The sequence below is a fragment of the Stenotrophomonas sp. 3(2025) genome (assembly GCF_052665395.1).
The window spans coordinates 243,709-264,896 of sequence record NZ_JBQOIF010000002.1 but is presented as its reverse complement, the minus strand read 5'-3'; the positions used below and the strand labels follow the sequence as shown (position 1 = coordinate 264,896).

Annotated in this window: 20 protein-coding genes and 1 pseudogene; 12 read left to right on the top strand and 9 right to left on the bottom strand. The window is 62.9% G+C overall.

The features are described from left to right. The first annotated feature begins 313 nt into the window (after nt 1–313). Nucleotides 314–973, top strand: coding sequence for an RIO1 family regulatory kinase/ATPase domain-containing protein (locus ACUXVE_RS02735; protein WP_051585083.1), 660 nt, complete (start codon nt 314–316; stop codon nt 971–973). 87 nt (nt 974–1,060) lie between these two features. On the opposite strand, the gene ACUXVE_RS02730 is transcribed toward ACUXVE_RS02735, so the two are convergent. Further along, nucleotides 1,061–1,399, bottom strand: coding sequence for a P-II family nitrogen regulator (locus ACUXVE_RS02730; RefSeq protein WP_032977217.1), 339 nt, complete (start codon nt 1,397–1,399; stop codon nt 1,061–1,063). Nucleotides 1,400–1,557: 158 nt separating this feature from the next. Between ACUXVE_RS02730 and ubiK the strand changes: the two genes are divergently transcribed. Beyond that, complete coding sequence (gene ubiK, locus ACUXVE_RS02725) at nt 1,558–1,812, top strand: ubiquinone biosynthesis accessory factor UbiK (RefSeq protein WP_080149656.1); 255 nt, start codon at nt 1,558–1,560, stop codon at nt 1,810–1,812. Nucleotides 1,813–1,928: 116 nt separating this feature from the next. Here ubiK and ACUXVE_RS02720 read toward each other — a convergent pair whose 3' ends face one another. After that, a complete protein-coding gene (locus tag ACUXVE_RS02720) occupies nt 1,929–2,363 on the bottom strand; it encodes a hypothetical protein (RefSeq protein WP_445513773.1) in 435 nt (144 codons plus the stop codon). A 169-nt stretch (nt 2,364–2,532) separates the two neighbouring features. Between ACUXVE_RS02720 and ACUXVE_RS02715 the strand changes: the two are divergent. Continuing rightward, a pseudogene (locus ACUXVE_RS02715) lies at nt 2,533–2,717 on the top strand (accessory factor UbiK family protein). A 125-nt stretch (nt 2,718–2,842) separates the two neighbouring features. Continuing rightward, nucleotides 2,843–3,277 carry an NAD(+)--rifampin ADP-ribosyltransferase gene (gene arr, locus ACUXVE_RS02710; RefSeq protein WP_445513772.1) on the top strand — a complete coding sequence of 145 codons (435 nt, stop codon included), beginning with the start codon at nt 2,843–2,845 and terminating at the stop codon, nt 3,275–3,277. A 145-nt stretch (nt 3,278–3,422) separates the two neighbouring features. On the opposite strand, the gene ACUXVE_RS02705 is transcribed toward arr, so the two are convergent. The 4 genes from ACUXVE_RS02705 to ACUXVE_RS02690 all read right to left on the bottom strand — a co-directional run bounded on the left by ACUXVE_RS02705 (nt 3,423) and on the right by ACUXVE_RS02690 (nt 6,887). Then, nucleotides 3,423–3,701, bottom strand: a complete 279-nt coding sequence (locus tag ACUXVE_RS02705; RefSeq protein ID WP_445513771.1) for a hypothetical protein — start codon at nt 3,699–3,701, stop codon at nt 3,423–3,425. A gap of 805 nt (nt 3,702–4,506) precedes the next feature. Next, nucleotides 4,507–5,325, bottom strand: coding sequence for a RipA family octameric membrane protein (locus ACUXVE_RS02700; protein WP_445513770.1), 819 nt, complete (start codon nt 5,323–5,325; stop codon nt 4,507–4,509). A 3-nt stretch (nt 5,326–5,328) separates the two neighbouring features. Next, nucleotides 5,329–5,712, bottom strand: coding sequence for a TIR domain-containing protein (locus tag ACUXVE_RS02695; protein WP_080354755.1), 384 nt, complete (start codon nt 5,710–5,712; stop codon nt 5,329–5,331). Nucleotides 5,713–6,284: 572 nt separating this feature from the next. Next, complete coding sequence (locus ACUXVE_RS02690) at nt 6,285–6,887, bottom strand: DUF998 domain-containing protein (protein ID WP_445513769.1); 603 nt, start codon at nt 6,885–6,887, stop codon at nt 6,285–6,287. Between the two features lie 268 nt (nt 6,888–7,155). Here ACUXVE_RS02690 and ACUXVE_RS02685 point away from each other — a divergent pair, with 268 nt between their 5' ends. From ACUXVE_RS02685 to ACUXVE_RS02675, 3 genes are all read left to right on the top strand, one after another. Beyond that, nucleotides 7,156–8,016 (top strand): OST-HTH/LOTUS domain-containing protein, encoded by an 861-nt coding sequence (locus ACUXVE_RS02685; protein WP_445513768.1) that lies wholly within the window; start codon nt 7,156–7,158, stop codon nt 8,014–8,016. 482 nt (nt 8,017–8,498) lie between these two features. After that, a complete protein-coding gene (locus tag ACUXVE_RS02680) occupies nt 8,499–8,855 on the top strand; it encodes a hypothetical protein (RefSeq protein ID WP_033832433.1) in 357 nt (118 codons plus the stop codon). Nucleotides 8,856–8,901: 46 nt separating this feature from the next. Next, nucleotides 8,902–9,378: a cold-shock protein gene (locus ACUXVE_RS02675; protein ID WP_445513767.1), complete on the top strand. Its 477-nt coding sequence runs from the start codon at nt 8,902–8,904 to the stop codon at nt 9,376–9,378. A gap of 121 nt (nt 9,379–9,499) precedes the next feature. On the opposite strand, the gene ACUXVE_RS02670 is transcribed toward ACUXVE_RS02675, so the two are convergent. Both ACUXVE_RS02670 and ACUXVE_RS02665 read right to left on the bottom strand, forming a co-directional pair. Beyond that, nucleotides 9,500–9,940 (bottom strand): hypothetical protein, encoded by a 441-nt coding sequence (locus ACUXVE_RS02670; protein ID WP_445513766.1) that lies wholly within the window; start codon nt 9,938–9,940, stop codon nt 9,500–9,502. 82 nt (nt 9,941–10,022) lie between these two features. Continuing rightward, on the bottom strand, nt 10,023–10,268 hold the full coding sequence (locus ACUXVE_RS02665) for a hypothetical protein (RefSeq protein WP_127563846.1): 246 nt from the start codon (nt 10,266–10,268) through the stop codon (nt 10,023–10,025). Between the two features lie 266 nt (nt 10,269–10,534). On the opposite strand from ACUXVE_RS02665, the gene ACUXVE_RS02660 reads away from it, so the two are divergent. The 5 genes from ACUXVE_RS02660 to ACUXVE_RS02640 all read left to right on the top strand — a co-directional run bounded on the left by ACUXVE_RS02660 (nt 10,535) and on the right by ACUXVE_RS02640 (nt 20,621). Then, complete coding sequence (locus ACUXVE_RS02660) at nt 10,535–11,197, top strand: imm11 family protein (RefSeq protein WP_445513765.1); 663 nt, start codon at nt 10,535–10,537, stop codon at nt 11,195–11,197. 41 nt (nt 11,198–11,238) lie between these two features. Beyond that, complete coding sequence (locus ACUXVE_RS02655) at nt 11,239–13,953, top strand: XVIPCD domain-containing protein (RefSeq protein WP_445513764.1); 2,715 nt, start codon at nt 11,239–11,241, stop codon at nt 13,951–13,953. Between the two features lie 227 nt (nt 13,954–14,180). Continuing rightward, a complete protein-coding gene (locus ACUXVE_RS02650; RefSeq protein ID WP_445513763.1) occupies nt 14,181–15,686 on the top strand; it encodes a YifB family Mg chelatase-like AAA ATPase in 1,506 nt (501 codons plus the stop codon). A gap of 99 nt (nt 15,687–15,785) precedes the next feature. After that, nucleotides 15,786–16,238: a hypothetical protein gene (locus ACUXVE_RS02645; RefSeq protein WP_445513762.1), complete on the top strand. Its 453-nt coding sequence runs from the start codon at nt 15,786–15,788 to the stop codon at nt 16,236–16,238. 36 nt (nt 16,239–16,274) lie between these two features. Continuing rightward, on the top strand, nt 16,275–20,621 hold the full coding sequence (locus tag ACUXVE_RS02640) for an AAA domain-containing protein (RefSeq protein ID WP_445513761.1): 4,347 nt from the start codon (nt 16,275–16,277) through the stop codon (nt 20,619–20,621). On the opposite strand, the gene ACUXVE_RS02635 is transcribed toward ACUXVE_RS02640, so the two are convergent. Further along, nucleotides 20,618–20,920, bottom strand: a complete 303-nt coding sequence (locus ACUXVE_RS02635) for a hypothetical protein (RefSeq protein WP_445513760.1) — start codon at nt 20,918–20,920, stop codon at nt 20,618–20,620. The two genes, ACUXVE_RS02640 and ACUXVE_RS02635, sit on opposite strands and share 4 nt — an antisense overlap. Between the last annotated feature and the right edge of the window lie 268 nt (nt 20,921–21,188).

The window sequence follows — 21,188 nt, the reverse complement described above, 5'->3', positions numbered from 1 at the left end:
GTAACAGCTTATGGTCGGCAGGCCGTGCGCCGGGGTCAAGCCAGGCGTGAGTGGGCCGCAGCGCTGCGCCGCGAGCGCTGTCGGCAGCATTTGCAAGCTATTGAAATCAAATTGCTTTTCGGAAAGTGAGACAGAATTGTCCGAAAAAGCGCGACGAACTGTTCCAGCCACGACGCCGACATTTCTCCGACAAATCGTGGAATAGCGAACTTGCCGGTACTAAAATTGACTTAACGAAAGTTTAGCCAGTTCCCCCGTCGTACCGGTTCGCTTGACGCTTCAGCGCCGCCCACCGGGTCGCCCGAGACCCCACATGATCCCTTCCATCACTCCCTCCCCGTCCTGCGGCGATGACGCCGTGGCGCCGCTGCTGCTCAAGCGCGGCGAGCGCTTCCTCGCCCCCGATGTCTACCGCACCTGCCTGGACGGCCGTCCGGCGGTGGTGAAGGACTACTCCCGCTACCGTGGCACCCCGGTGTCGCCGATCGCCCGGCTGATGGTGCGCCGCGAGGCACGCATGCTGGAGCGGCTGGGCGGCTGGAAGCACGCCCCGGCCCTGCTCGGCACCCTCGGTGGCCTGGCCCTGGGCATGGAATTCATCCCCGGCCAGACATTGAGCACCGCGCAGGCCGTGGGCAATGAAGTGTTCGAACAGCTGCAGCACGCGCTGAGCCGCCTGCATGCCGCCGGCATCACCCACAACGACCTGCATGGCACCAACGTGGTGGTCAGCGCCGGCGTGCCGGTACTGCTGGATTTCACCTCGGCCTGGCGCGTACCGCGCTGGCTGCGCCGTAACCCGCTGAGCCGGCAGCTGAGCCGCAGCGACATGAAAAACCTGCTGAAGATGCGCCAGCGCGTGACCGGGCAGGCGCCGAGCCCTGCGCAGGCGGCGCTGGTGGCCGACCCCGGTTGGGTGGCGGCGGTGCGCCAAGGCTGGAAGCGGTTCTACAAGTGGGCCAAGCGCCGGTAGGCGCTTCGCTCTGGTGGGGGTCGAGCTTGCTCGACCGCTCTTCGTTCCGGCGACGCAAAACCCCGCCGGTCACATCCCTTCAGCGGTCTACAACGCGTCCGCGTCCAATTCACCGGTACGAATACGCACCACACTGCCCAGGTCGTACACGAACACCTTGCCGTCGCCGATCTTGCCGGTGCCCGCCGCCTTCACGATGGCTTCCACCACCACCTCCACCTGATCGTCGGTGACCGCCACTTCCAGCTTCACCTTCGGCAGGAAGTCGACCACGTACTCGGCGCCACGGTACAGCTCGGTATGGCCCTTCTGGCGACCGAAGCCCTTCACTTCCGTCACCGTGATCCCGGTAACCCCGCGCTCGGCCAGCGCTTCGCGCACGTCGTCGAGCTTGAACGGCTTGATCACCGCCATGACCATCTTCATCGTCTATCTCCTGTATTCCGGCGTGGAGGATAGCGCCTGAACGCGGCCGGTGCGAAACCCGCCGCGCCTGTCCGGCGGCCCGGGGCCGGCAGTATCCTTATCGCCGAACAGCCGTGGCCGCGCCGGATGCGCAGGCCCACCACCCCACGGAGCACCCCATGATCGACCTGAACCAAATCGATGACCTGGCCCGTCGCCTCAGCGACCTGGTGCCGCCGGGCCTGCGCGAATCGCGCGAAGAACTGCAGGCCACCTTCAAGAGCGCGCTGCAGGCCGGCCTGGCCAAGCTGGACCTGGTGACCCGCGAGGAGTTTGAGGTGCAGCGTGCAGTGTTGTTGAAAACCCGCGAGAAGCTGGATGCGCTGGAAACGGCGGTGCGTGAGCTGGAACAGGGCCGCAGCGACGCCGGCTGAGTGGACCGCCCCTGCAGCGGTGAACAACAAGGCCCGCGATTGCGGGCCTTTTCGTGTCATGCCCAACGAGCTCACTCCAGCATGGTCTACACGCAGTATCTGCCCGGGGCAGCGGCTTACTCATTGAACCGGAACGACCGGACCTCCTCAATGTCCAAGACAACGAGGCTCTCCGGCTGCAGCCGTACGCGCCCAGATACCTCCACGACGGCCGTGGTGTTGCACACCGCTGGAGCATCGCGCCTCAAGCAGATGCGCTTCTGTTCCGCGTAGAACCGCTTGACCGAATCGGACGACCCATGCCTGCCGATCACCAGGATGTGCCCACCCTCGCCGCAATGGGAATTGCGCAACATCTCGAAGTGCCGGTTATCCGTTATGTACGTTGCGGACAACACAACCTCTTCCCCATCGTGTCGGCTGGGGTTGCCCGCGATGGCGCACAGTAATTCGTCGCGGGGGTCTACCTCCACCGTGGTCGCGACACGATGCGCGCATGCAGGCAGCATCAGGGTCAGCACGAACGCGGCACACGCTGGCTTCATGGTCATCTGTCCTTCGCGGTCCTTTGCTGACGTGCTTCCCAGCACTTGACGGAACCCTCAACGCGTTTGGGCTGAGGCCCGAAACAGCGTGTACACGACACGCCCTTACGGCGGCGTTCTGCTGTACCCCGGCCCGGAGCATAGCGCTTGCACGCAGCCGGCGCGAAACCACCGGGTGCCGCCGAGCCTGCGCGAATCGCGCGAGGAGCTGCAGGCCATCTGGTCGGGCTGGCCAAGCTGGACCTGGTGACCCGCGAAGAGTTTGAAGTGCAGCGTGCGGTGCTGCTGAAGACCCGCGAGAAGCTGGATGCGCTGGAAACGGCGGTGCGTGAGCTTGAAGGCCGCGGCACGTCAGAATAAAAAAGGAGGCGCACCGCGCCTCCCACTTACAGATTATTTCCTTGATGGGGCCTTGCCGCAAGGCCCGCCCGGCGCCCTAGACTCGCCGGCCTGTCGATCCGGCAGGACAGGTTGAGGCAGTGCCGATGGCACAGGACACCGAATGGACACCCGTTTCGCATGACACCTGCGACCAGGTTGCCGGGCCGTTCTATCACGGCACCCGCGCTGACCTCGCGGTAGGCGAACTGCTGAGCGCGGGCTTCCGCTCCAACTATCGCGACAGCGTGGTGATGAACCACATCTACTTCACGACGATTGCCAAGGGCGCCGGGCTGGCTGCGGAGATGGCCCGGGGTGCGGGGCGACCGCGTGTGTATTTGGTGGAGCCGACCGGGCCGTTTGAGGACGATCCTAATGTGACCAACAAGAAGTTTCCCGGGAATCCGACGCGGTCGTATCGCAGTGCGGAGCCGTTGCGGGTTGTTGGGGAGATTGCGGAGTGGGAGGCCTACGACGCGGAGTTTGTTCGGCAGTTGAGGGCGTTTGTTGCTTCGGGGAGCGGGGAGATCATCAATTGATGAGGTGAAGACGCTCGCTTTGACTTACGAAAGAGCTACAGAGCAAGCTTTCGAGCTATGTCCGCTTTAGGCTAGGAGCGGACGTCCGCAACCACTGCGTCAAACTGCACGCCGAAACGTCGTCTACTTGAATGAAATGCTAGCTCTAGCTGGATTGATTCCAAACAGTCGGAGCACTGCTGCCAATCTCCGCGGCTGCTTCATAGTAAGAAATTCCCGCACTGACTGCTGCATTCCTTACATCCTTCCTGGTTGCACCTATTGCTCCATCAGGCGTCGAATTTTCCGAAAATTTTGCCCAGAATGTTGTCGTGAGCTTGAGGCGATTCCATTGTTCTTTGGCAAGATAGGCATAGAACTTTTGACGCGCATCATCCGAGACGCCGCGATTGAGATCCACGGTGAGCATTATATAGATCGTCATTGAAACCTCCCTGTGGCGTGGACCGAGAAAACACCTAGTAGCATGACCAATGGCACGGACATGCTCAACCATAACGCACCGCATGGCGTACTTTCCATTGATACGGTTCGATCTTAGAGTGCTGGGGGGGGGGGAGCGACTAACAACAGCCAGCCCTCCCCGCAGATTCAGCAATCAAACCAATGTTCGACTTGGGCCAAAAGAAGGCCCTGCCACGAATTTTTTTGCTAACCTTGCTGCACCGGATAAACCAGAAGCTGCCATCTGATCTGACCGCTGGCCGGATTATGCTGTCAATGATTCTGAGGTGGAAGTGTGTGACCACCAGCAATTGCAATCTCGTCTCCACAGGATGTGCAACGGTAGATTCCTGGATACGGGGCTTCCGTTCCTGGTGTGTGCGTTGCATCGAAGGCCGCATTCTGCGACTGGGCCAAACCGCCCCCGTACTCGTATAGCGCCATGTCACACCTCCTGTATTGATTGGAAGAGCCTAGAAAATCATGCATTGCCTCATGGGTACAGCGATGTGCTGCATTCAAAGCGCACCTTGTGGCAGGCTTGGTCCTTGATGCGAATCGATCTCAGGGCCGTAGTGTCCGGCTACCAAAGTCGGCAGACAACAGGATTCTAAGGGGGTTGGTCGGCGACTAAAGCTCTAGCTGGCAAAGCATCGGGATAAAAGATCCCCAACGAGGCGCCTTACGCAGCCTAAGTCCACTACCGGCCAGAAGCTGACGTTGATCAACGCCAAAGACCAGGACAGGTTTAAATGGCACGCCCACTTTAATTGACAACTAGACCACTACAACCTAAAGGAGATACACCCAAATGCTACCAGCAGGCAGGTGAGAAATGTTATGGCGTGCAGAGCCAACAACGCGGTTGGAACCCATATTTCTCTTGAGGTGAAAGAACGATAAACGTTCGGATCCTCGCCACGACCCAAGGCCTCCCATTCCGCCGCATAGATTGCTGATTTCAGGTGCCGCTCCATGGTGTTGATAACTTTGAACTTTCCCTTATTGAGTTGACCGAACGAGGTGATGAGGCTACGCCATGCGCCACAGAGTATCAGGCCGGCGACAGCGAGAACGGCAACGCCCCAAGCTCCAAGCTGCTCACTTTGTGCGCTTTGAACAATAAGCCCACCCGCCGTCAGGAGTGCACCATTAATAGTAAGAAAGAAGGTATTTACTGCCTGCCGCCGCTGCACGAGGCTCTCAGAACTACCAACCATGATCTTGTAAAGATCGAGAACTTCCTTGGACTGAGATTCGGTCTTGGGCAGACCAGAAGGAAAAAGAACTTCCATGAACTCTAGATGGCTAGGAAGACCATTTTTGGCTTCGAGTGCCGCGGCCCGTATCGCATCGGCAAATATTGCGTCCTCTGCCTTTACATGATCTGGGAGCACTTCGAACGGAACAAGTGATTCGTGCGACGGATCACGGCCACTCATCCACGCCGACCACGCATCATGCACGTCACTGCAGGTCACGTCAGTGCCCTTGGCTCTAGCAAGAACCGCGTAAATCTTTAACAGCTCCTTCGTGTCCTCATGCGGCATTCGACCCTCAGGGATTCTTGCGAGGATGGCCGATGCAAGTTCGTCTAGGTACATTGATCAGGTCCAAGTACTAAGCCATTGAATGATTTGGGCGAAGTCCCAGCGAATTACATTCTGAGGCGGCAAACCAGCTGGAATCTGGTGGGTGCGATCTCGATTAATTTGGATTCCGAACATGTAGTGATCTTGCCTAACGGTCTCTGCGATCTCCCACAAGACCGCTTCAGACTGCCAGGTCGTGGGACCGACGAGAACTATAGTTCCGCGCGTGAGACCCATGCGCCGTGCGCATTCAGTTTTCCACTTTGAGTCAAACGGATTTTGGACAGAGTAGTCTAAAAAGGAGATGTCGTTCCGCTTGTCCCTTGCCTGCTGGACAATGAAATCTCTCGCCCAGCGATCTTCCATCTGAAAGCTTATGAATGCACGAGGCGCTGCCATTGACCCTTATCCTTTCGAAATGAGAAATTTTATTCTAGCGACTAAAGCTTTATCCCGCCCAGCAGGGGGGTGGGGCCGGATTGATTGGATTGTTGGGGTCATCTTCTCGAAGCAGGGTCCAACATTCAATGAAAATATTTTTCTCGCCGGACCCTACTTGAACATGACCAGCAAGTCCTTGTCTTCATGCCGCTGTTCCCACGTTGAGAGAAAGCAGAAGCTCACCCCGCTTCGCATGGCAGCCTTCTGAAACCCGGCGAGCTCTTCCTTCGTGATCGGGTACTCAACAGGATCGAAGTGCAGGATCGCCCACGGCTTGACGAGGGAGAACCTAGGCATGAGTTCCGAGAAGATCGCCTTGAGCTGGGGCCGAAGATTCGAATAGCCCTTAATCGGACCCGCGCGATTGCCAAGTGCATGCACTGGCGACGAATGGCCCTGTCTCCACCCACCATGCGCGCAATGAAGTGGTCCTGGCGCACTTGAACGCAAATCAGCTGACGGCGAAAAATCTTCAGCCCCATCTCAATGCCACCTGCTCAACAGCCGTACGTGTAACTGCATGCCTGCCATCAATGCGCGGGCTGCGTTTGCAGCGCGCTTGAATCCCGGCGCAGCAGGTACAGCGCAACCAGGAATGGCCACAGCGAGTTGATCGATGAGAACAGGCGCTGGGTCAGCCCCCTGAACCCCTCCGGGTCCGCTCCCAGCAGGTTCAACCAGAGATAGAAGATGCCCGCGATGCTCACCACTGCGGTCACGGCGTACGCCCTTCGGTTGGCAGACCACGCGGTCAGTTCGATGTGCGACATCGCCGGTGCAATGATGTTTGCGATGCCGATGGTGTAGAAGCCGTGCATGGGATGGCCCATCGGCCAGAGCCCGTTGGTCAGCATCGAGACGCCAAAGACCATCCAGCAGATCGCACCTACGGCAATCCGGCGACCGGACTCCCGCCATACCCCGATGGAGAACGCCACGAAGCCCACGCCGGAGCCGATGGCCGCAATCCTGGCGGAGACGCTTGCGAGCGTTGGCACCTGCAGCAGCTCGCTGGCGTGCTGCGCAAGCGGGTTGTAGCCCGTCGCGAACACTGTGGCAACACTGGTCCAGAACAGGAACCACGGAAGCGGGACCAGACCCGCGGAGAGAAGAATTCGGCTGCGACGTAGCACGTACAGTGGTCCTTGTTTTGGCCTGCGCCAGTGGGTGGAATCCGTTCAAGTGCTGCAAAACCTTCCTGTTCTAAGCAGGACAGCTGAGCTGTGACTACATCGGTAGTCAGAATGTGTATGGCGCCTTGTGGGGGGTCAATAGGCAGAAAGTCATTCCCGCCCGGAAGCGATGCGGGCAACGGCCTCGTCGCAAGGCGCCCTTTCTGGTCCGCCCTGCGCTTCTAGCGGCCCACGCGGTAAAGTTGCGTATCCCATGCTCAGGTTTGCCATGCCTGCACTCGACCAAGATGACATTGCCGGCGCACAGCAAGAAGTACAACGACTCCTCGGCCGTTGCATTCTGCGATTGCAGCAGTGCGAGCAGTTGCTGAAGACCATGCTGGCCGTGAGCAGCTTCTCGGGTACCCCAGAAACACTGCCACTCGCCTTGGACAATCGCAGGGCTGAGATCAGCGGCAAGACAATGGGGACGCTGGTCGGCCGCCTGATGACCGAGTACGTGGTGAAGGAAGGCGGCGAATTCCCCGACGACGTCCCGGTTTCTCGGCCCGATTCATGCTTTCTCGCTTTCCGGATGCAGACCAGTCTTTCAGATGAAGCGCATGCGGCCCTCCAAGCCGATCTACGCGAATTGGTGGGAATGCGAAACGCGCTTGTCCACAGCTTCATCCAGCAGCACGACCTCCAGACTGTCGATGGATGCCTGCAGGCCCAAGATGCGCTCAGCAGCTCTTACACCAAGATCGACCATCTCCTCCAACAACTGCGCCCCCTCGCTGAGGATATGGACAGGACAAGAGGTGCGGTTGCGGAGTTGATGCAATCACCCGAGCTCCAAGAGCTTGTGCGTAATGGCATCGCGCCTGATGGACAGATCCACTGGCCCATCGCGGGTATTGTCAGTGCGCTGAGGCAAGCCTGCCGGGAACGATCCATCGAAGGCTGGGTGAATCTGGACACTGCGGCTCGTTGGGTTTCCGAACATCATCCGGAACAGACTCCGAAGAAATACGGCTGCGCCCGCTGGCGGCATGTCATTCACGAGTCCGGGCAGTTCGAATTGCGCCATTTCACTCACGATGGACAATTCGGGGCGTGGTTCCGCGAGCGCGTCAGTTCGACGGGTTGAAGAGGCACTTCCGCCAGCAATAGCCATAGCAGTAGTTCGCCATTGCCGATGGCGTGATGTCGCAACTGACGCACTCAGCGCTTTTGGCTGAAGGATCTGACGACTCGGTTCCAGAAGTGCCGGCACTCCCGCAACGCAAGGCTCTCGCGCCACTCCACGCTATGCCAAAATGCCAAAAACGTCTCGGGCTTTGGCGGCTTTGGCCCCAACCCCTTGGCATTCCAAACAACATCAGGCAACTCTGGTAGAGCCACCGACAACGGGTGGCCGGGCGTCGAAAACCCGAGCTATTAGGAAGTTGTTTACGCTTGTCAGCCGGCACCACCACGCGTGGTGCCGGCTGGCAATCCGTCTGCCGGCTATGGCGGGCGGTGCGTGGGGGCCTTGCGCCCGCCGGTTGTCCTAATAGCCCGGTTTTCGAGCCACGCATCGTCCGCCACCTTTATCGGTGGCGGCTTCTGCCTGCTTGCACGGAGCCTGCCATGACCACGCCGCACTCCCCTCCCCCGCGCCCCATCCAGGAAGCGCCCTCGCCCGCCCCTGCGCTGGATCCCAACAGCCTCATCGCCATCCTGCGCAGCATCGGCGCCGGCGCTGCGGCCGACGGTCAGCCGTGGCCCGAACGCCATCACCTGCGCAGCCGGCAGATGCAGTTGTCCGACGCCGACTGCGCACTGACGGGCCAGCGCATCGTGCAGGAGATCCTGCTGGCGGCCGAACGCACGCGCCAGAACGGTGAGCCCGACCAGTACGTGGGCGATCGTGTAATGGAGGGACTGGTAATGGCTGACATCGCACTCACGGCCTTCATCCACGAACGGGTGCGGCCACAGGACTGAGGGCTCGCTTGTGGGCGTGACGTTCTGTTCTTGTGCGGGGTGATGAATGAAGAAGCACGGCCTTGCCGCTGCGGCGGTGTGCATCGCGGTGATCGGCGCGGTATGGGCGGGCTGGCCGGAGCCAGCGGGCGATCAGGTGTGGGCCTACCAGAAGCTGCAGCCAGTCGACTACCGGCTGCTGCACAGTGATGCACTCGGCTTCGTTACCGCGAAAGCGGATGAGGGCTTTGAACTGCACACGCGCTATGCTGGGGTGACGTCCTTCGAGATCCGGTGCAAGGGCGTTCTGGTGATGGACGTGGAGAACGCCCCCTCACGCGTGCTGATCCGGGTGCCCGCCGATGCGCTTACGCGGGCACCGGATATCGAGCGCCTGCGCCTCAGTTTCGAGCGATGGTTGGACTACCACCAGAGCCAGGGCGCGTTGCTGGTGGAGAGTGCAGGAACATCGTGGATCGAAGCGCTGTTTGGGCGCTTCAGTGGGGCGGTCCCTGATGGGCAGCGGTGTCCAACTAGAGCTTGAACTCCAAATCGCCCTGCTACTCAAAATCGGGGGGACATCGGCCTGACTACGTTGAGGGAGTCCAAGTTCGGACGAAGAGGGTTGCCGTTCGTGATCGAACTTGAGCGCCCGGACATCGGTCTCAGAACTTTACTCTGCTGTAAACAAGGTCCAGTTCTTCATCATGCATGACCCAGCGACCAGCATTGCCATCCGGACACAGGTAGAACTTTCCGGCGTAATTTGACGCGCGCGACCAAGCGCTTCGGGCGAACTGGGGAAACCGCCGCATGACTCGCGCGTCCGGCATCTCCGGCCTGCTTGCCAGCGTGCAGTTTTCAGGCAAAGTAAGAATCCCGCTGGTTAAACGAAAGACCAACCACGACTCATTGGTGTCCATGTCGTGCGTCTCTTGTATGTTGACAGCATCCTCAGGCAACCACCCGGGCAACCACTTCGATTCACCGATTGCCTGTCTCGAAATGGCTTGGTTTCGGTCTGCATATTGAGTGCTTGCAACTTCCGAGCAGCCAGAAAGTGCGAGTGCCAGCGTGACCATCAGGAAGAGCTTGCGAGTGTTCATTGGAGGCGTGCAAGTCATCAGCATGGGAAATTTCCACCGGGACGATAGCTCCCGCACATCTGCGAGCAACTCCCAGCAGGGCTTACTCGCCCGGCCAGTTCTCCTTCGAGGCACATATCGCATGATTGTCGAGGGAGGTCACCGCCATATCAAGGCGTCGCTCATCGAGGTTGTCGATGATCTTCACCCTGAAGCTCTCCGAAGAAGGACGCGTAGCGGCTGTTGAGCATGAACTCTGCAATGCGACCAGCAGGATCAGCAGGCAGAAGCCGGAGAGCGTTCCCAGAGTGCCATTGAAGATCTGCCTGCGTGGCATAGCCGGACGCATATCTCCTCCTTGTAGATGCCTACGTTCCTGCGCAAGGCCCAGGCTTCGGCCCCCTCGCGCCATCATGCCACGGACGCGTGGGCTCCCCGATTCTGCCGGCGGGAATCTCTCCAGTCGCTTCACCCGCAGATCCAAATGGCGGTCCGCCAGTCGCCGCCGCCGCCTCAAGCGTCCCTTCGCGGCACCGTTCCGACGGAACTTGTGGCTGCGCTGCAGCCCCGCTAGCATCGGCTCGACTGCTTTCCCGTCCTGCCCCCGCATCCATGATGGAAGCCCCCGTGACCGAATCAACCCCCATTGAAGTTTCAGCCGAAGCCGCATCTCACAAGGGCGAATTCTTCCTGATCGACGCCGGCCTCCTGGGCAATGGCAGGGTTCCCGGTATAGAAATCGCCAACGAAGAGAAGCTGATCGACCCGGGGATGAATGTCGTCTCACGTCCTGACGGAACGCCAGACCAGTATCCGGAGCGTCCCCACCTGGTTCATGTACCGCAGAAGGGCGGCATGCCACGCGATCTGGAAGAGCTCGCTGGCATATGGATTGTGTCGGAGCCTTTGAAGCAGCTGTTTGAGCAGGTGGACCCCGAGGCGTTTGCATTCGTGGCATGCGACTTCAGCCTTGCTGATGGCAGCCCCGGCCCCCGGTACTACCTGGGCAATGTGCTGCGCAGACTCGATGCCCTGGATGAAGCCGCTTCGCGCGTGAGGATCAAGCTCGACCACAATTATCAGACCGGCGAGGACGAGAAGCTTTACAGCCTCGTCGGCGGAGCGAGCCTGGTGTTCAAACAGGATGTTGTGGGAGATGCCCATATCTTCCGCCAGGTTCGCATGGGCGCACCGCCCATCTGCGACCGCGCGATGTTTGATGCATTGAGTGCGGCCAACTTCTCCGGCGTACGGCTGCGCGATGTAGCCGATATTTAAGACGAGCTCTTTCAAACGGATTCTTGAATGAGGTGGTGCGCATGGCCGACACACCGGTTTTTCAGGGACACCATCTGATCGAACAGATTGCGTTCGAACAGAGCCCGCTGCTGAAATCGCTTGCCAGGAGTGGTCATTTCGCGCTCCACGGACCCGACAACATTCTCAACCTGCCCGCGAACCCCGCGCTGGCAACCAGGTTGGGTATTTCGCCACACTCAGGCGGCCCTCTGGGTGCGTATTCGGATCAGCTGAAGTTCGTTCTCGACGACCTCGCGGAAACGTACGACGGCCGAGCCCTGCTGTCGAAGGAGACTCCGCCGGATGTGCGGGCTGCCGCTGCCGAGCGTATGGGTGCCCGCATCCAGAACCTCGAACATACCCTTCGCGCCGGCATCCTCAACGGCGACCTGGTCACCAACACGCCCGAGAACATGACCCCGGCGGAAGCCAACGCCAAGGTCCGCACCTTCTTCGCCGATCTGGACGGCTACCAGCGTACCCACGCCACGCAGATTGCGGAACTGAAGACGCTCAATCCGTCCGAATTGCGCTGGCGCGGCGTCACCCAGTCCGAAGCCAACGTGAAGTTGGCACTGGATGCCATCGACGAACCCGGCAACTCCACCCTCAGCGAGCGCTGGGGCGGCCGCGCATCGTTGGGCACCGCAATTGAAGAGGCCAACCAGGGTGGCCGCCTGCCGCTGACCGAGCACACCGCCGTCCGCGTGCGCACTGCGTTCAACCCGGAAATGCCGCTGGCCATCGCGCGCCCTGGCCCAGCAACCACGGCTCCGGAACTGGCTGGCACTGCAGGGCGAGCGGGCGCTGCGGAAGGCGCCGCCGAAGCTGCTGTCGCCACACGCGGGCAGATTACCGGCGCACGCGTACTCGGGGCCGCTGGTGTCGCTGCACTGGCCGTGGATTTCGCCATCACCGGTCACCGCGTGGCCGAATTGCGCAGCGAGGGCAACGATGCCGGCGCAAAATCAGCTGCCACCCACTTCGTGGGGCGTACCGCGGGCGGCTTCGGCGGCGGTTTCCTGTTGGGCGCAGGTTACGGCGTGGTTACCGGCTCGTGGACCGGGCCAGGTGCACTGGCTACCGGGCTGCTGGGCGGCGTGGCCGGTGGCTTCGCCGGTGAGTACTGGGCCCAGTACCAGGACAAGAAAGCGGTCTACACCCAGGTGGACCGCAGCGGCAACGAATGGAGCCGCGACCCGGAAGATGCAAATGGCACCTGGAGCCGCAGCGTGCGCACGCCGCAGCCCGACGGAAGCTACCGCGATACCACGATGGTCGCCGGTGGCCGGCTGGTGGATGAACTGAACTACAAAGCTGCCAACGATTCCTATTCGCTGGGCATGGCCAACCTGCCCAAGCCGCAGAACCCGTTCAAGCTCGATGCCGGCGGCGATAACACGCCACCGCGCGAACCGTTTGAAACCAACCGCCACTACGTGCGCAACCCGCACAACGGCGAATGGAACCTCTCCATCCACTCAATGATTGATGGGCGCGTCCCTTTCGACCACAGCGTGTCAGTCAGCCCGGAAAAGGCCGGCCATCTGGAACTGGAATCGCAGCGCATCATTGCCCAGAACGCCGCCAACACGCCGGAGGCACTCGCCGCCCGTTACCAGGTGGCGTTCAACCAGTACAACTGGCACGAGTTCGCCACCATCGAGCCGGTACCGGAGGTGATCGCCAACGCACAGACCCAGACCCAGCCCTTGCGCGCTTCCAACGGCGAGAAGTACACACAGGACGCCAACGGGCAGTGGCACACCCCGGGTTGGGTGTATGGCACCAACCCGGCCGAGGGCAGCATCATCGAGGAGCTCAATCGCACGCGTCAGAGCCAGCAGGCCGGCGTGCAGGAGCTGACGTCCATGGCCGACATTGCCCGGGCCAATCCCACGCCAACCGAATACGGCCTGCGCAGCCAGGTGGTGGACGCCTACCGAAGCGCCGGCATTGTGCGAAACGCAGTTGAAATTGATGATGCTGTAGCCGCGGTTGCCCAGGATCATGCACGCACCGTGCCCAGCTTTGGCACCTTCATGCTGCAGGTACAGAAGGATGGCTCGCTGGCCACATTGGCTGGGAAAGATGACGAGCGCATGCAGATCGTTTCCGTCACCACGCCAGAGGAGATTGCTCAGGCACACGCGCAGCGCGCTACCGCAGGTCAGGAGCAGCAACCCGCGGGCACCCCGCCGCGCGCACCCACCACACCCGAGCCCGCGCCGAGTGCATCCCCGCCGCACAGCTCCAGGCCTGCCACGCAGCACGACGCTGACGTAGACCGACACCACAGCACAGGCCTGCGCCCGGATGGCAGCGGGCTGCTGGAGCAGTTGCGCTCATCGGTAACCATGCTGGATGAAAAGAACAACAAGCCGTGGGACCAGAGCAGTGATCGCCTGCTGGCCTCTGCCTACAGGCTTGCGGCAGAGGCCGGGTTCAAGCCCGGCGACAAAGTGGACATGGCATTGAATGAGGCCACCGAAACCCGTGCTGCGGGTACCACATTGTTCGTGACGCGCTCGGGGCCGGGCGCGTCATCAGACCCCGCCGCCAACCGGGTGCAAATGCCGACGCAGGACGCGCTGGCCGTCGCGCCGGAGCAGCAGTATGCAGCGGCCAACCGGAGCCTTGGTGCTCAGGACCAGGAGCGGTCGCAGCAGCTGGCGCAAGCGCAGACGCAGGAGCAGCAGCGTGAGGAGAGCCGGCAGGGGCCGCGGATGGGCTGAGGGCAGCGTGACGTAGGGATTCGGCCGCGGGTCTGGCTGAGTGGCGCTGATCCACTTGATATCGGGCGAGGTTGGACACCCAATTTGCAGAGACCACGTGCCGCAAAGGAAGAAGGCACGTTCCAACCACCTGTCGGAATCCTCCTAGCCACTTCGCCAGCAATCCCCGATGGTCGCCCGTAGAGCGCCTGCCGCACCATCAAGCGTCCCTCTGCAGGAAACCACACATGAGCCTGGCGCTGGTTCACAGCCGTGCCCGCGCCGGGGTCGACGCCCCGCTGGTACGAATCGAGGTGCATCTCTCCGGCGGTCTGCCGGTTACCCAGATCGTCGGCCTGGCCGAGACCAGCGTGCGCGAGTCGCGCGAGCGCGTGCGTGCCGCGATGCTCTGCGCGCGGTTCGACTTTCCGCAGCGGCGCATCACCTTGAACCTCGCGCCCGCCGACCTGCCCAAGGAGGGCGGTCGCTATGACCTGGCGATTGCCTTGGGCATCCTCGCTGCCAGTGGCCAGGTCGATCCGCAGTCGCTGCTGCAGTACGAGTTCCTCGGCGAGCTGGGCCTGACCGGCGAGCTGCGCCCGGTGTCCGGCGCACTGCCGGCCGCCATCGCCGCCGCGGAAGCCGGACGCATCCTGATCGTGCCCCCGGGCAACGCCGCTGAAGCCGCCCTCGCCCAGCACGCCGATGTGCGGGTGGCGCGCACCCTGCTGGAATGCTGCGCCGGGCTGGGCAATCCACGCCTGCTGCCACAGGTGGAACGCGTAGACACAACGCCGCTGCCGCTGCCGGATCTGGCCGATGTACGCGGGCAGGCGCTCGCACGCCGCGCGTTAGAGGTTGCCGCGGCCGGTGGTCACCATCTGTTGCTGATCGGCAGCCCCGGCTGCGGCAAGACGCTGCTCGCCTCGCGCCTGCCCAGCCTGCTGCCGGATTCCGAAGAGATCGATGCCCTGCAGTTGGCGGCCATCACCTCGGTCAGCGGCGAAGGGCTGGACCCGAAGCGCTGGCGGCAGCGGCCGTTCCGGGCGCCGCACCACAGTGCCAGCGCGGCGGCATTGGTGGGGGGCGGCAATCCACCTTGCCCCGGCGAGATCTCGCTGGCCCACCACGGCGTGCTGTTCCTGGATGAGCTGCCCGAGTGGAACCGCAGTGCGCTGGAAACCCTGCGTGAGCCGCTGGAGTCGGGTCACATCCGCATCTCCCGCGCGGCGCGCAGCGTGGTCTACCCGGCACGCTTCCAACTGGTGGCGGCGATGAACCCGTGCCCCTGCGGCTGGGCCGGCGACCGCAGCAACCGCTGCCTGTGCAGCGACGAGCGCGTCACCCGCTACCGCGCGCGGGTATCGGGCCCGTTGCTGGACCGCATCGACCTGCACATCAACGTGAGCCGCATGGATGCGGTGGAGTTGCGCGAGAGCACACCCTTGGGCGAACCCAGCGCCAGCGTGCGTTCGCGGGTGGAAGCGGCACATGCGCGGCAACAGGCGCGTGGTGGCCTCAACGCGCACCTGCCGCCTGCTGCCCTGCGCGCGTGCACGCGCTTGAGCGAAGCCGACCAGGATCTGCTGGAACAAGCCATCGAGCGCCTGCAGCTGTCGGCGCGGGCGATGCATCGCATCTTGCGCGTGGCACGCACCATTGCCGATCTTGCCGGAAGCGGGACCATCCAGACCGCGCACCTGGCCGAGGCCATCGGTTACCGGCAGCTGGACCGGGGCAAGCCGGGCACCTAGCACGCTGCTGCATGCACGAAGGAATCAGATTCATCTGATATCTGCCATGCCACCTGCGCCCTGACCATTTCCGCGAGCCCATACACAAGGAGACGCGGTTTGCTCAGGATGCTCATCATGGGCGGGCAGGAGGCCGCCCGTCAGCGGATATCACGGACGATAGGGCGGCGCGGCCTGATCCGCATGGAATCGATCTACAGCGTGGACAGCGGCCTGTCGGTGCTGGAATGGCGCAACTACGACCTGGTGGGAACGTTCCTGGCCGCTGGCCTCGGCACGCGCCTGCAGGAATCGTTCGTGCTGCGCGATGCGAAGGTGCAACTGGTGCTGTTCGGCATGGGGCTGGGCGAGGAAGTCGCCAGCATCCGCCTGCGTCTGCGCGCGCAGGGGCTACCGTCGCCGATTCTGGTCCGGACCGACTTTGACAGCTATGACGAGTCGCTGTTCTGGCGATCGCTGACGTCGCACATGATCCTGCCGTCGGTACTGGAGGGCACTGGCCCCCTCCCCGCCGTGGGCGACGCGTGCGACCATGCAGGACCCAGTCCCTAGCGGTGCCTGTCTTGCCAGGTGCCCGCCCAGCCATACATGAGCACTCCCCAGCCGCCGCACCTGCCGACCTCCGATGCGTCCACCCCGCTGACACCTGCGGCAACCGGCGGCGGCGGGCCTCTGGGTGAAACGAAGATGCGCGAAATCGCGGTGCGGATCTCGCAGTACTTCCGCGATTTCCTTGAATCGGATTTCAAGCGCGCGCAGGCACCGCGGCGCCGCATCGTGCTTACCAGCGATTCCGGCTTCCGCGCAGGCATGCGCACCGCGCCGTATCCGGCGTTGGACAAGGAGCTGTGGAAGCTGCTCAGCCGGCCCTCCGGTGAGGAGCTTTCGTTCACCATCGGACCGCGCAGCTACACCCGGCCGATCAGCGCGACGCTGCGCCGCATCGTCGAAGAGCAGGTCAACGCCATCACCGAGGCCGCCATCGCCACGGTGCGCGTGGCCGTGCTGGACAAGGCGCCCGCCAGCATGGCCGGTGCACTGGAAGACCCGGAAGCCTGGGTGGAATCGGTGCAGGGCACCCTGGTGGATGCGATGTGCGTGCAGGTGGTGCGGCCGCTGATCGCGCATCTGGCCGGCCCACTGCAGGGCCAGGCGTACTGGGTGATGGATTCGCTGCACGCGGCTGAATCGGACCTGGTCACCCGCTCCGTTGTGGATTTGTACCAGACCCTGCCGGAGGTGCTGGCGCGCCTGCTGGCCACCGGTGACGAGCTGCCGCTGCAGCAGGCCTGCGAGCATCAGCTGACCCGCGACGGCACGATCAGCGCGCTGATGGCCTTCTTCGAGAACTTCGTGGCGGCCGACGCCTTCCATGAGTTCCGCGACCTGGAAACCTATGTCGCCACCGGCGATGGCCTGCAGCTGTATCTCTACGTGGGCACGCTCAAGTACGCGGGCGTGCAGTACCCGGTGTTCTACCTGCCGCTGGACGTGGTGCGGGCCAAGGATGGTTCGGGTTACACCCTGACCCTCAGCAACCGCCTGTTCGCCAACCGCCGCGCGATCGATTTCGTGCTGCAGGAACTGGCCGTGGGCATGGCCCGCGAGTGGGTGTCGCCGATCCAGGAGCGCATCCAGTACCTCGACCCGGCACAGAGCCTGTTCGAAGTGGCTGCGTCGCTGTTCCGGCAGGTAGCCAACGCGATGGATCTGGGCGGCGACGTCTCGCTTTCCTCGTCTGCCAGCGAGGCTTCCACCGCCACCGTGGCGCTGTCGCCTGCCCTGCACCTGGCTGCGTTCGAGCGCGCCGACGAGGCGCTGCTGAATGATTTCGAGGAGATCATCGACCAGGCCCGCAATGGGGGGTCGAAACTGGTGGATCTTTTCCACGGCATGGTGGAAGGCGTGCTGATGCGCAACCCCGAGCCCATCGGGGAACGGGTGGAATCGGCCTGGGATGCGCTGCCGCTGGTGGAGCGCATGGTGTTCGATTCGCCCATTCCGTTGAACGAGGAGCAGCGCAAGATCCTGCTGGCCGTGCGCGAGCCACAGGGCCGCATCGTGGTGGTCGAAGGCCCGCCTGGCACCGGCAAGTCGCACACCATCACCGCCATCGCCGCCGACTGCGCCTTCAACAAGAAAAGCTGCCTGGTGCTGTCGGACAAGACCGAAGCGCTGGACGTGGTGTACGACAAGCTGTCCGATGCGATGAGCCGGGTTCGCCATGATCGCGATTTCCCCAACCCGATCCTGCGGCTGGGCCAGCAGGCGGCCAACTTCAAGCGCCTGACTTCCACCGGCACGATCAGCCAGATTTCGGCCTTCGCCAAGGCGATGAAGGCCAACCAGCCCGCCCTTGAGAGCGAGCGCCAGGACACGGCGCAGACACTGCGGCAGGCCATCTCCACTACCGTGCAGACGCTGGGGCGTGTATCGCTTGCCGCAGTGAAGACCATGCACGAGCAGGAAGCGGAACTGGGCGAGCGCGCCCCTGCAGTGCTGCAGCAGGTGCACGCGGTAATGGATCCCAACGTGCTGGCCGAGCTGGAAGCGGTGGCTGCGCAGGCGGACGTGCTTGAGGCCTATCTTGCCGACCTGTTCGGCAGCACCGACTACACGCCGGCCTCACTGGACGAACGTATCCGCCGCGATGCGGTGACCACCGCCTTCCTCGCCGACCGACCGGTTGACGGCTGGGCGCTGTTCGAGTCGTTGGATGCCGGGCAGATACGGCTGCTGGGTACGCTGTTGCTGCAGTACCAGCAGCTGAAGATGCCGCTGCTGGGCTATCTGCTGCGTGGCAATGCGGTGCGCGGGCTGGAGCTTCAGCTCAACCAGCTCGGCACCACCCGCCCGCTGCTGCTCAAGCAGGATGCAGCCGCCCTGCAGGACATCGTGCAGGGCGCAAACGCGCTGCGCATGAAGCTGGAGGCCGAAGGCCTGGGCACGCAGCTGCCGGCCAGCTATCGGCAGATCGCCCACGGCGCCGCGCCGGGCCCGGGTGCGGCGGTTGCACGGCAGGCGATGACCCTGCTGGCGCGGCTCAATCCGGCCATCGTCGAGGCCCTGCTGGCCGAGCCGAAGGACGATCCCGCACTGTGGGCACTGACCCTGCGCTTCCTGCAGGGCTGGATGGCCACGCGCAAGGCCTTCGTCGACGCGCCGCAGTACGACTATGTGGGCACCAAGACCAAGCTGGAGCGCCTGAACACCTCGGTGATGAACGCCCACGTGGATGGGCGCCTGATCAGCTTCATGGATCATCACCGCGCCGATGCGCGGGCATTGGCGGGCGTGATCGCCAACCGGCAGAAATTTCCGGTGGACAAGTTCGAGAGCGTGCGCGAGTCGTTCCCGGTGATGATCGCCAGCATCCGCGAGTTCGGCGAGTACATGCCGCTGGCGCCGGACCTGTTCGATGTGCTGGTGATCGACGAAGGCTCGCAGGTCTCGGTGGCGCAGGCGCTGCCGGCGCTGCTGCGCGCGCGCAAGGTGGTGGTACTGGGCGATTCCAAGCAGTTCTCCAACGTCAAGGCCGCCAACGCCAGCATCGCGCTGAACGACAAGTACCGGTCGGACCTGGTCAACTATTTCCGCACCAACGTCAGCCAGCAGGCCGACGTGCTGGAACGATTGGCCATGTTCGATGTGAAGCGCTCGGTGCTGGAGTTCTGCTCGCTCTCGGCCTCGTACTCGGTGATGCTGCGCAAGCATTTCCGCAGCTATGCGGAACTGATCGGCTTCTCGTCCTCCACCTTCTACAACCACCAGCTGCAGGCATTGAAGATCCGCAGCCGGCCGCTGCAGGAGGTGATCCGCTTCAGCCAGGTCGATGCCAGTGGGCACCGCACCAGCCGTAGTACCAACGACGCCGAAGCGGCCTTCATCGCCGAGCGCCTGGTGGAACTGCTGGCTACGGATGCGCCGCCCACGGTGGGCATCATCACCCCGTTCCGCGAGCAGCAGACGCTGTTGTCCAAGACACTGTTCAACCATCCGCGCGGCCGCGAGCTTGAAGAGCGGCTTCGCCTGAAGGTGATGACGGTCGACTCCTGCCAGGGTGAGGAACGCGGGCTGATCTTCTATTCGATGGTGGCGACTGCCGGCCAGGATGCGCTGAACTACATCTTCCCGGTCAGCCTGAGCGGCGCGGTGGATGCGGTGGAAGACAAGCTGAAGGTGCAGCGTCTGAATGTCGGCTTCTCCCGTGCGCAGGAGGCGATCTGGTTCGTCCATTCGATGCCGGTGGATGCGTTCCGCGGCGCAATCGGCAATGCGCTGCGTTACTACGCCAGCCAGCTGGACCGCCCCGCGCCCGACGCCGCGCAGACCGATGCGCGCAGCCCGATGGAATCGAAGGTGCTGCAGTGGCTGCAGCAGACGCCGTTCGTGCTTGCCCATGGTGATGCAGTCGAGATCATTCCGCAGTTCCCGGTGGGCGACTACCTGCGCCAGCTCGACCCGACCTATCAGCACCCGGCGTGGCGGGTGGACTTCCTGGTGACCGTGCAGACCGTGCGCGGCGCGCTGCAGATCGTGATCGAGTACGACGGCTTCGAATTCCATTTCCGCCGCGACAAGCCGGTGCATGTGGGCAACCACGAGCGCTATCTGGTGGAGGCCGACGTCGAGCGCCAGCTGACCCTGGAAAGCTACGGCTACCGCTTCCTGCGCATCAACCGGTTCAACCTCGGCAGCGACCCGGTGCAGACGCTGTCCGACCGGCTCTATCGCCTGATTGAAGTGGCCGGCACGGAGATCCGCTCGGCAGCGGTCGATCAGGTGATCGAGCAGGTGCAGGGGCTGGAATCGAAAGAGAAGAAAGTCTGCAGCCGCTGTGGGCAGATCCGCAGCCAGGAAGAGTTCTTCGACCCTGACCTGCGCGCCGGTGCCGGCGGGGTGGGACGGATCTGCATGCCCTGCAAGGCGGGCTAGGCGGTGCTGCCGGGTGCCAGCATGCGCACGGCCACCGCCGCCAGCCTGCGGCTGACCAGCCCGTAGAGTTCTTCCAGTTCGGCCGCGCGCGCATCGGTCATGTTGGTACCGAACAGTACCCGCGACAGCGCCGCCTTGTGGGTGTCGGCAGGATAGCGCGCCCGCGCCCGGTACACGGCCTGCAGCACCAGCCAGGCCAGGCGGAAGCCGCCCCCGGGCAGGGGGCGGACCACGCGGTCATAGACCTGCCAGAACTGGTATTCGGCCTCCAGGTCGACCGCCGGTGCTGCGAACGGCACCGGACGCGCACGTCCATGGGCGCGCCTGCGGACCGGAGGGAAACGGGGGTTGTGCTGTGCCATGCGTACAGGATGACCCAGCAACATTGTGGGAACCTTGCGTTGGTGCCGGAATATCAGTGCTGATTGTGCAAAGTGCGGCGGATGGCCCGTTTGGGTGGAGCGATTCCGCCGGGCATGGCCCGGCGCTACCGGATTGCGTGCGGCGAAGGGCCCCCGCTTGGGTAGATGCCAACCTTGGTTGGCAAGGCGCGTCGGCGCCGGAGGG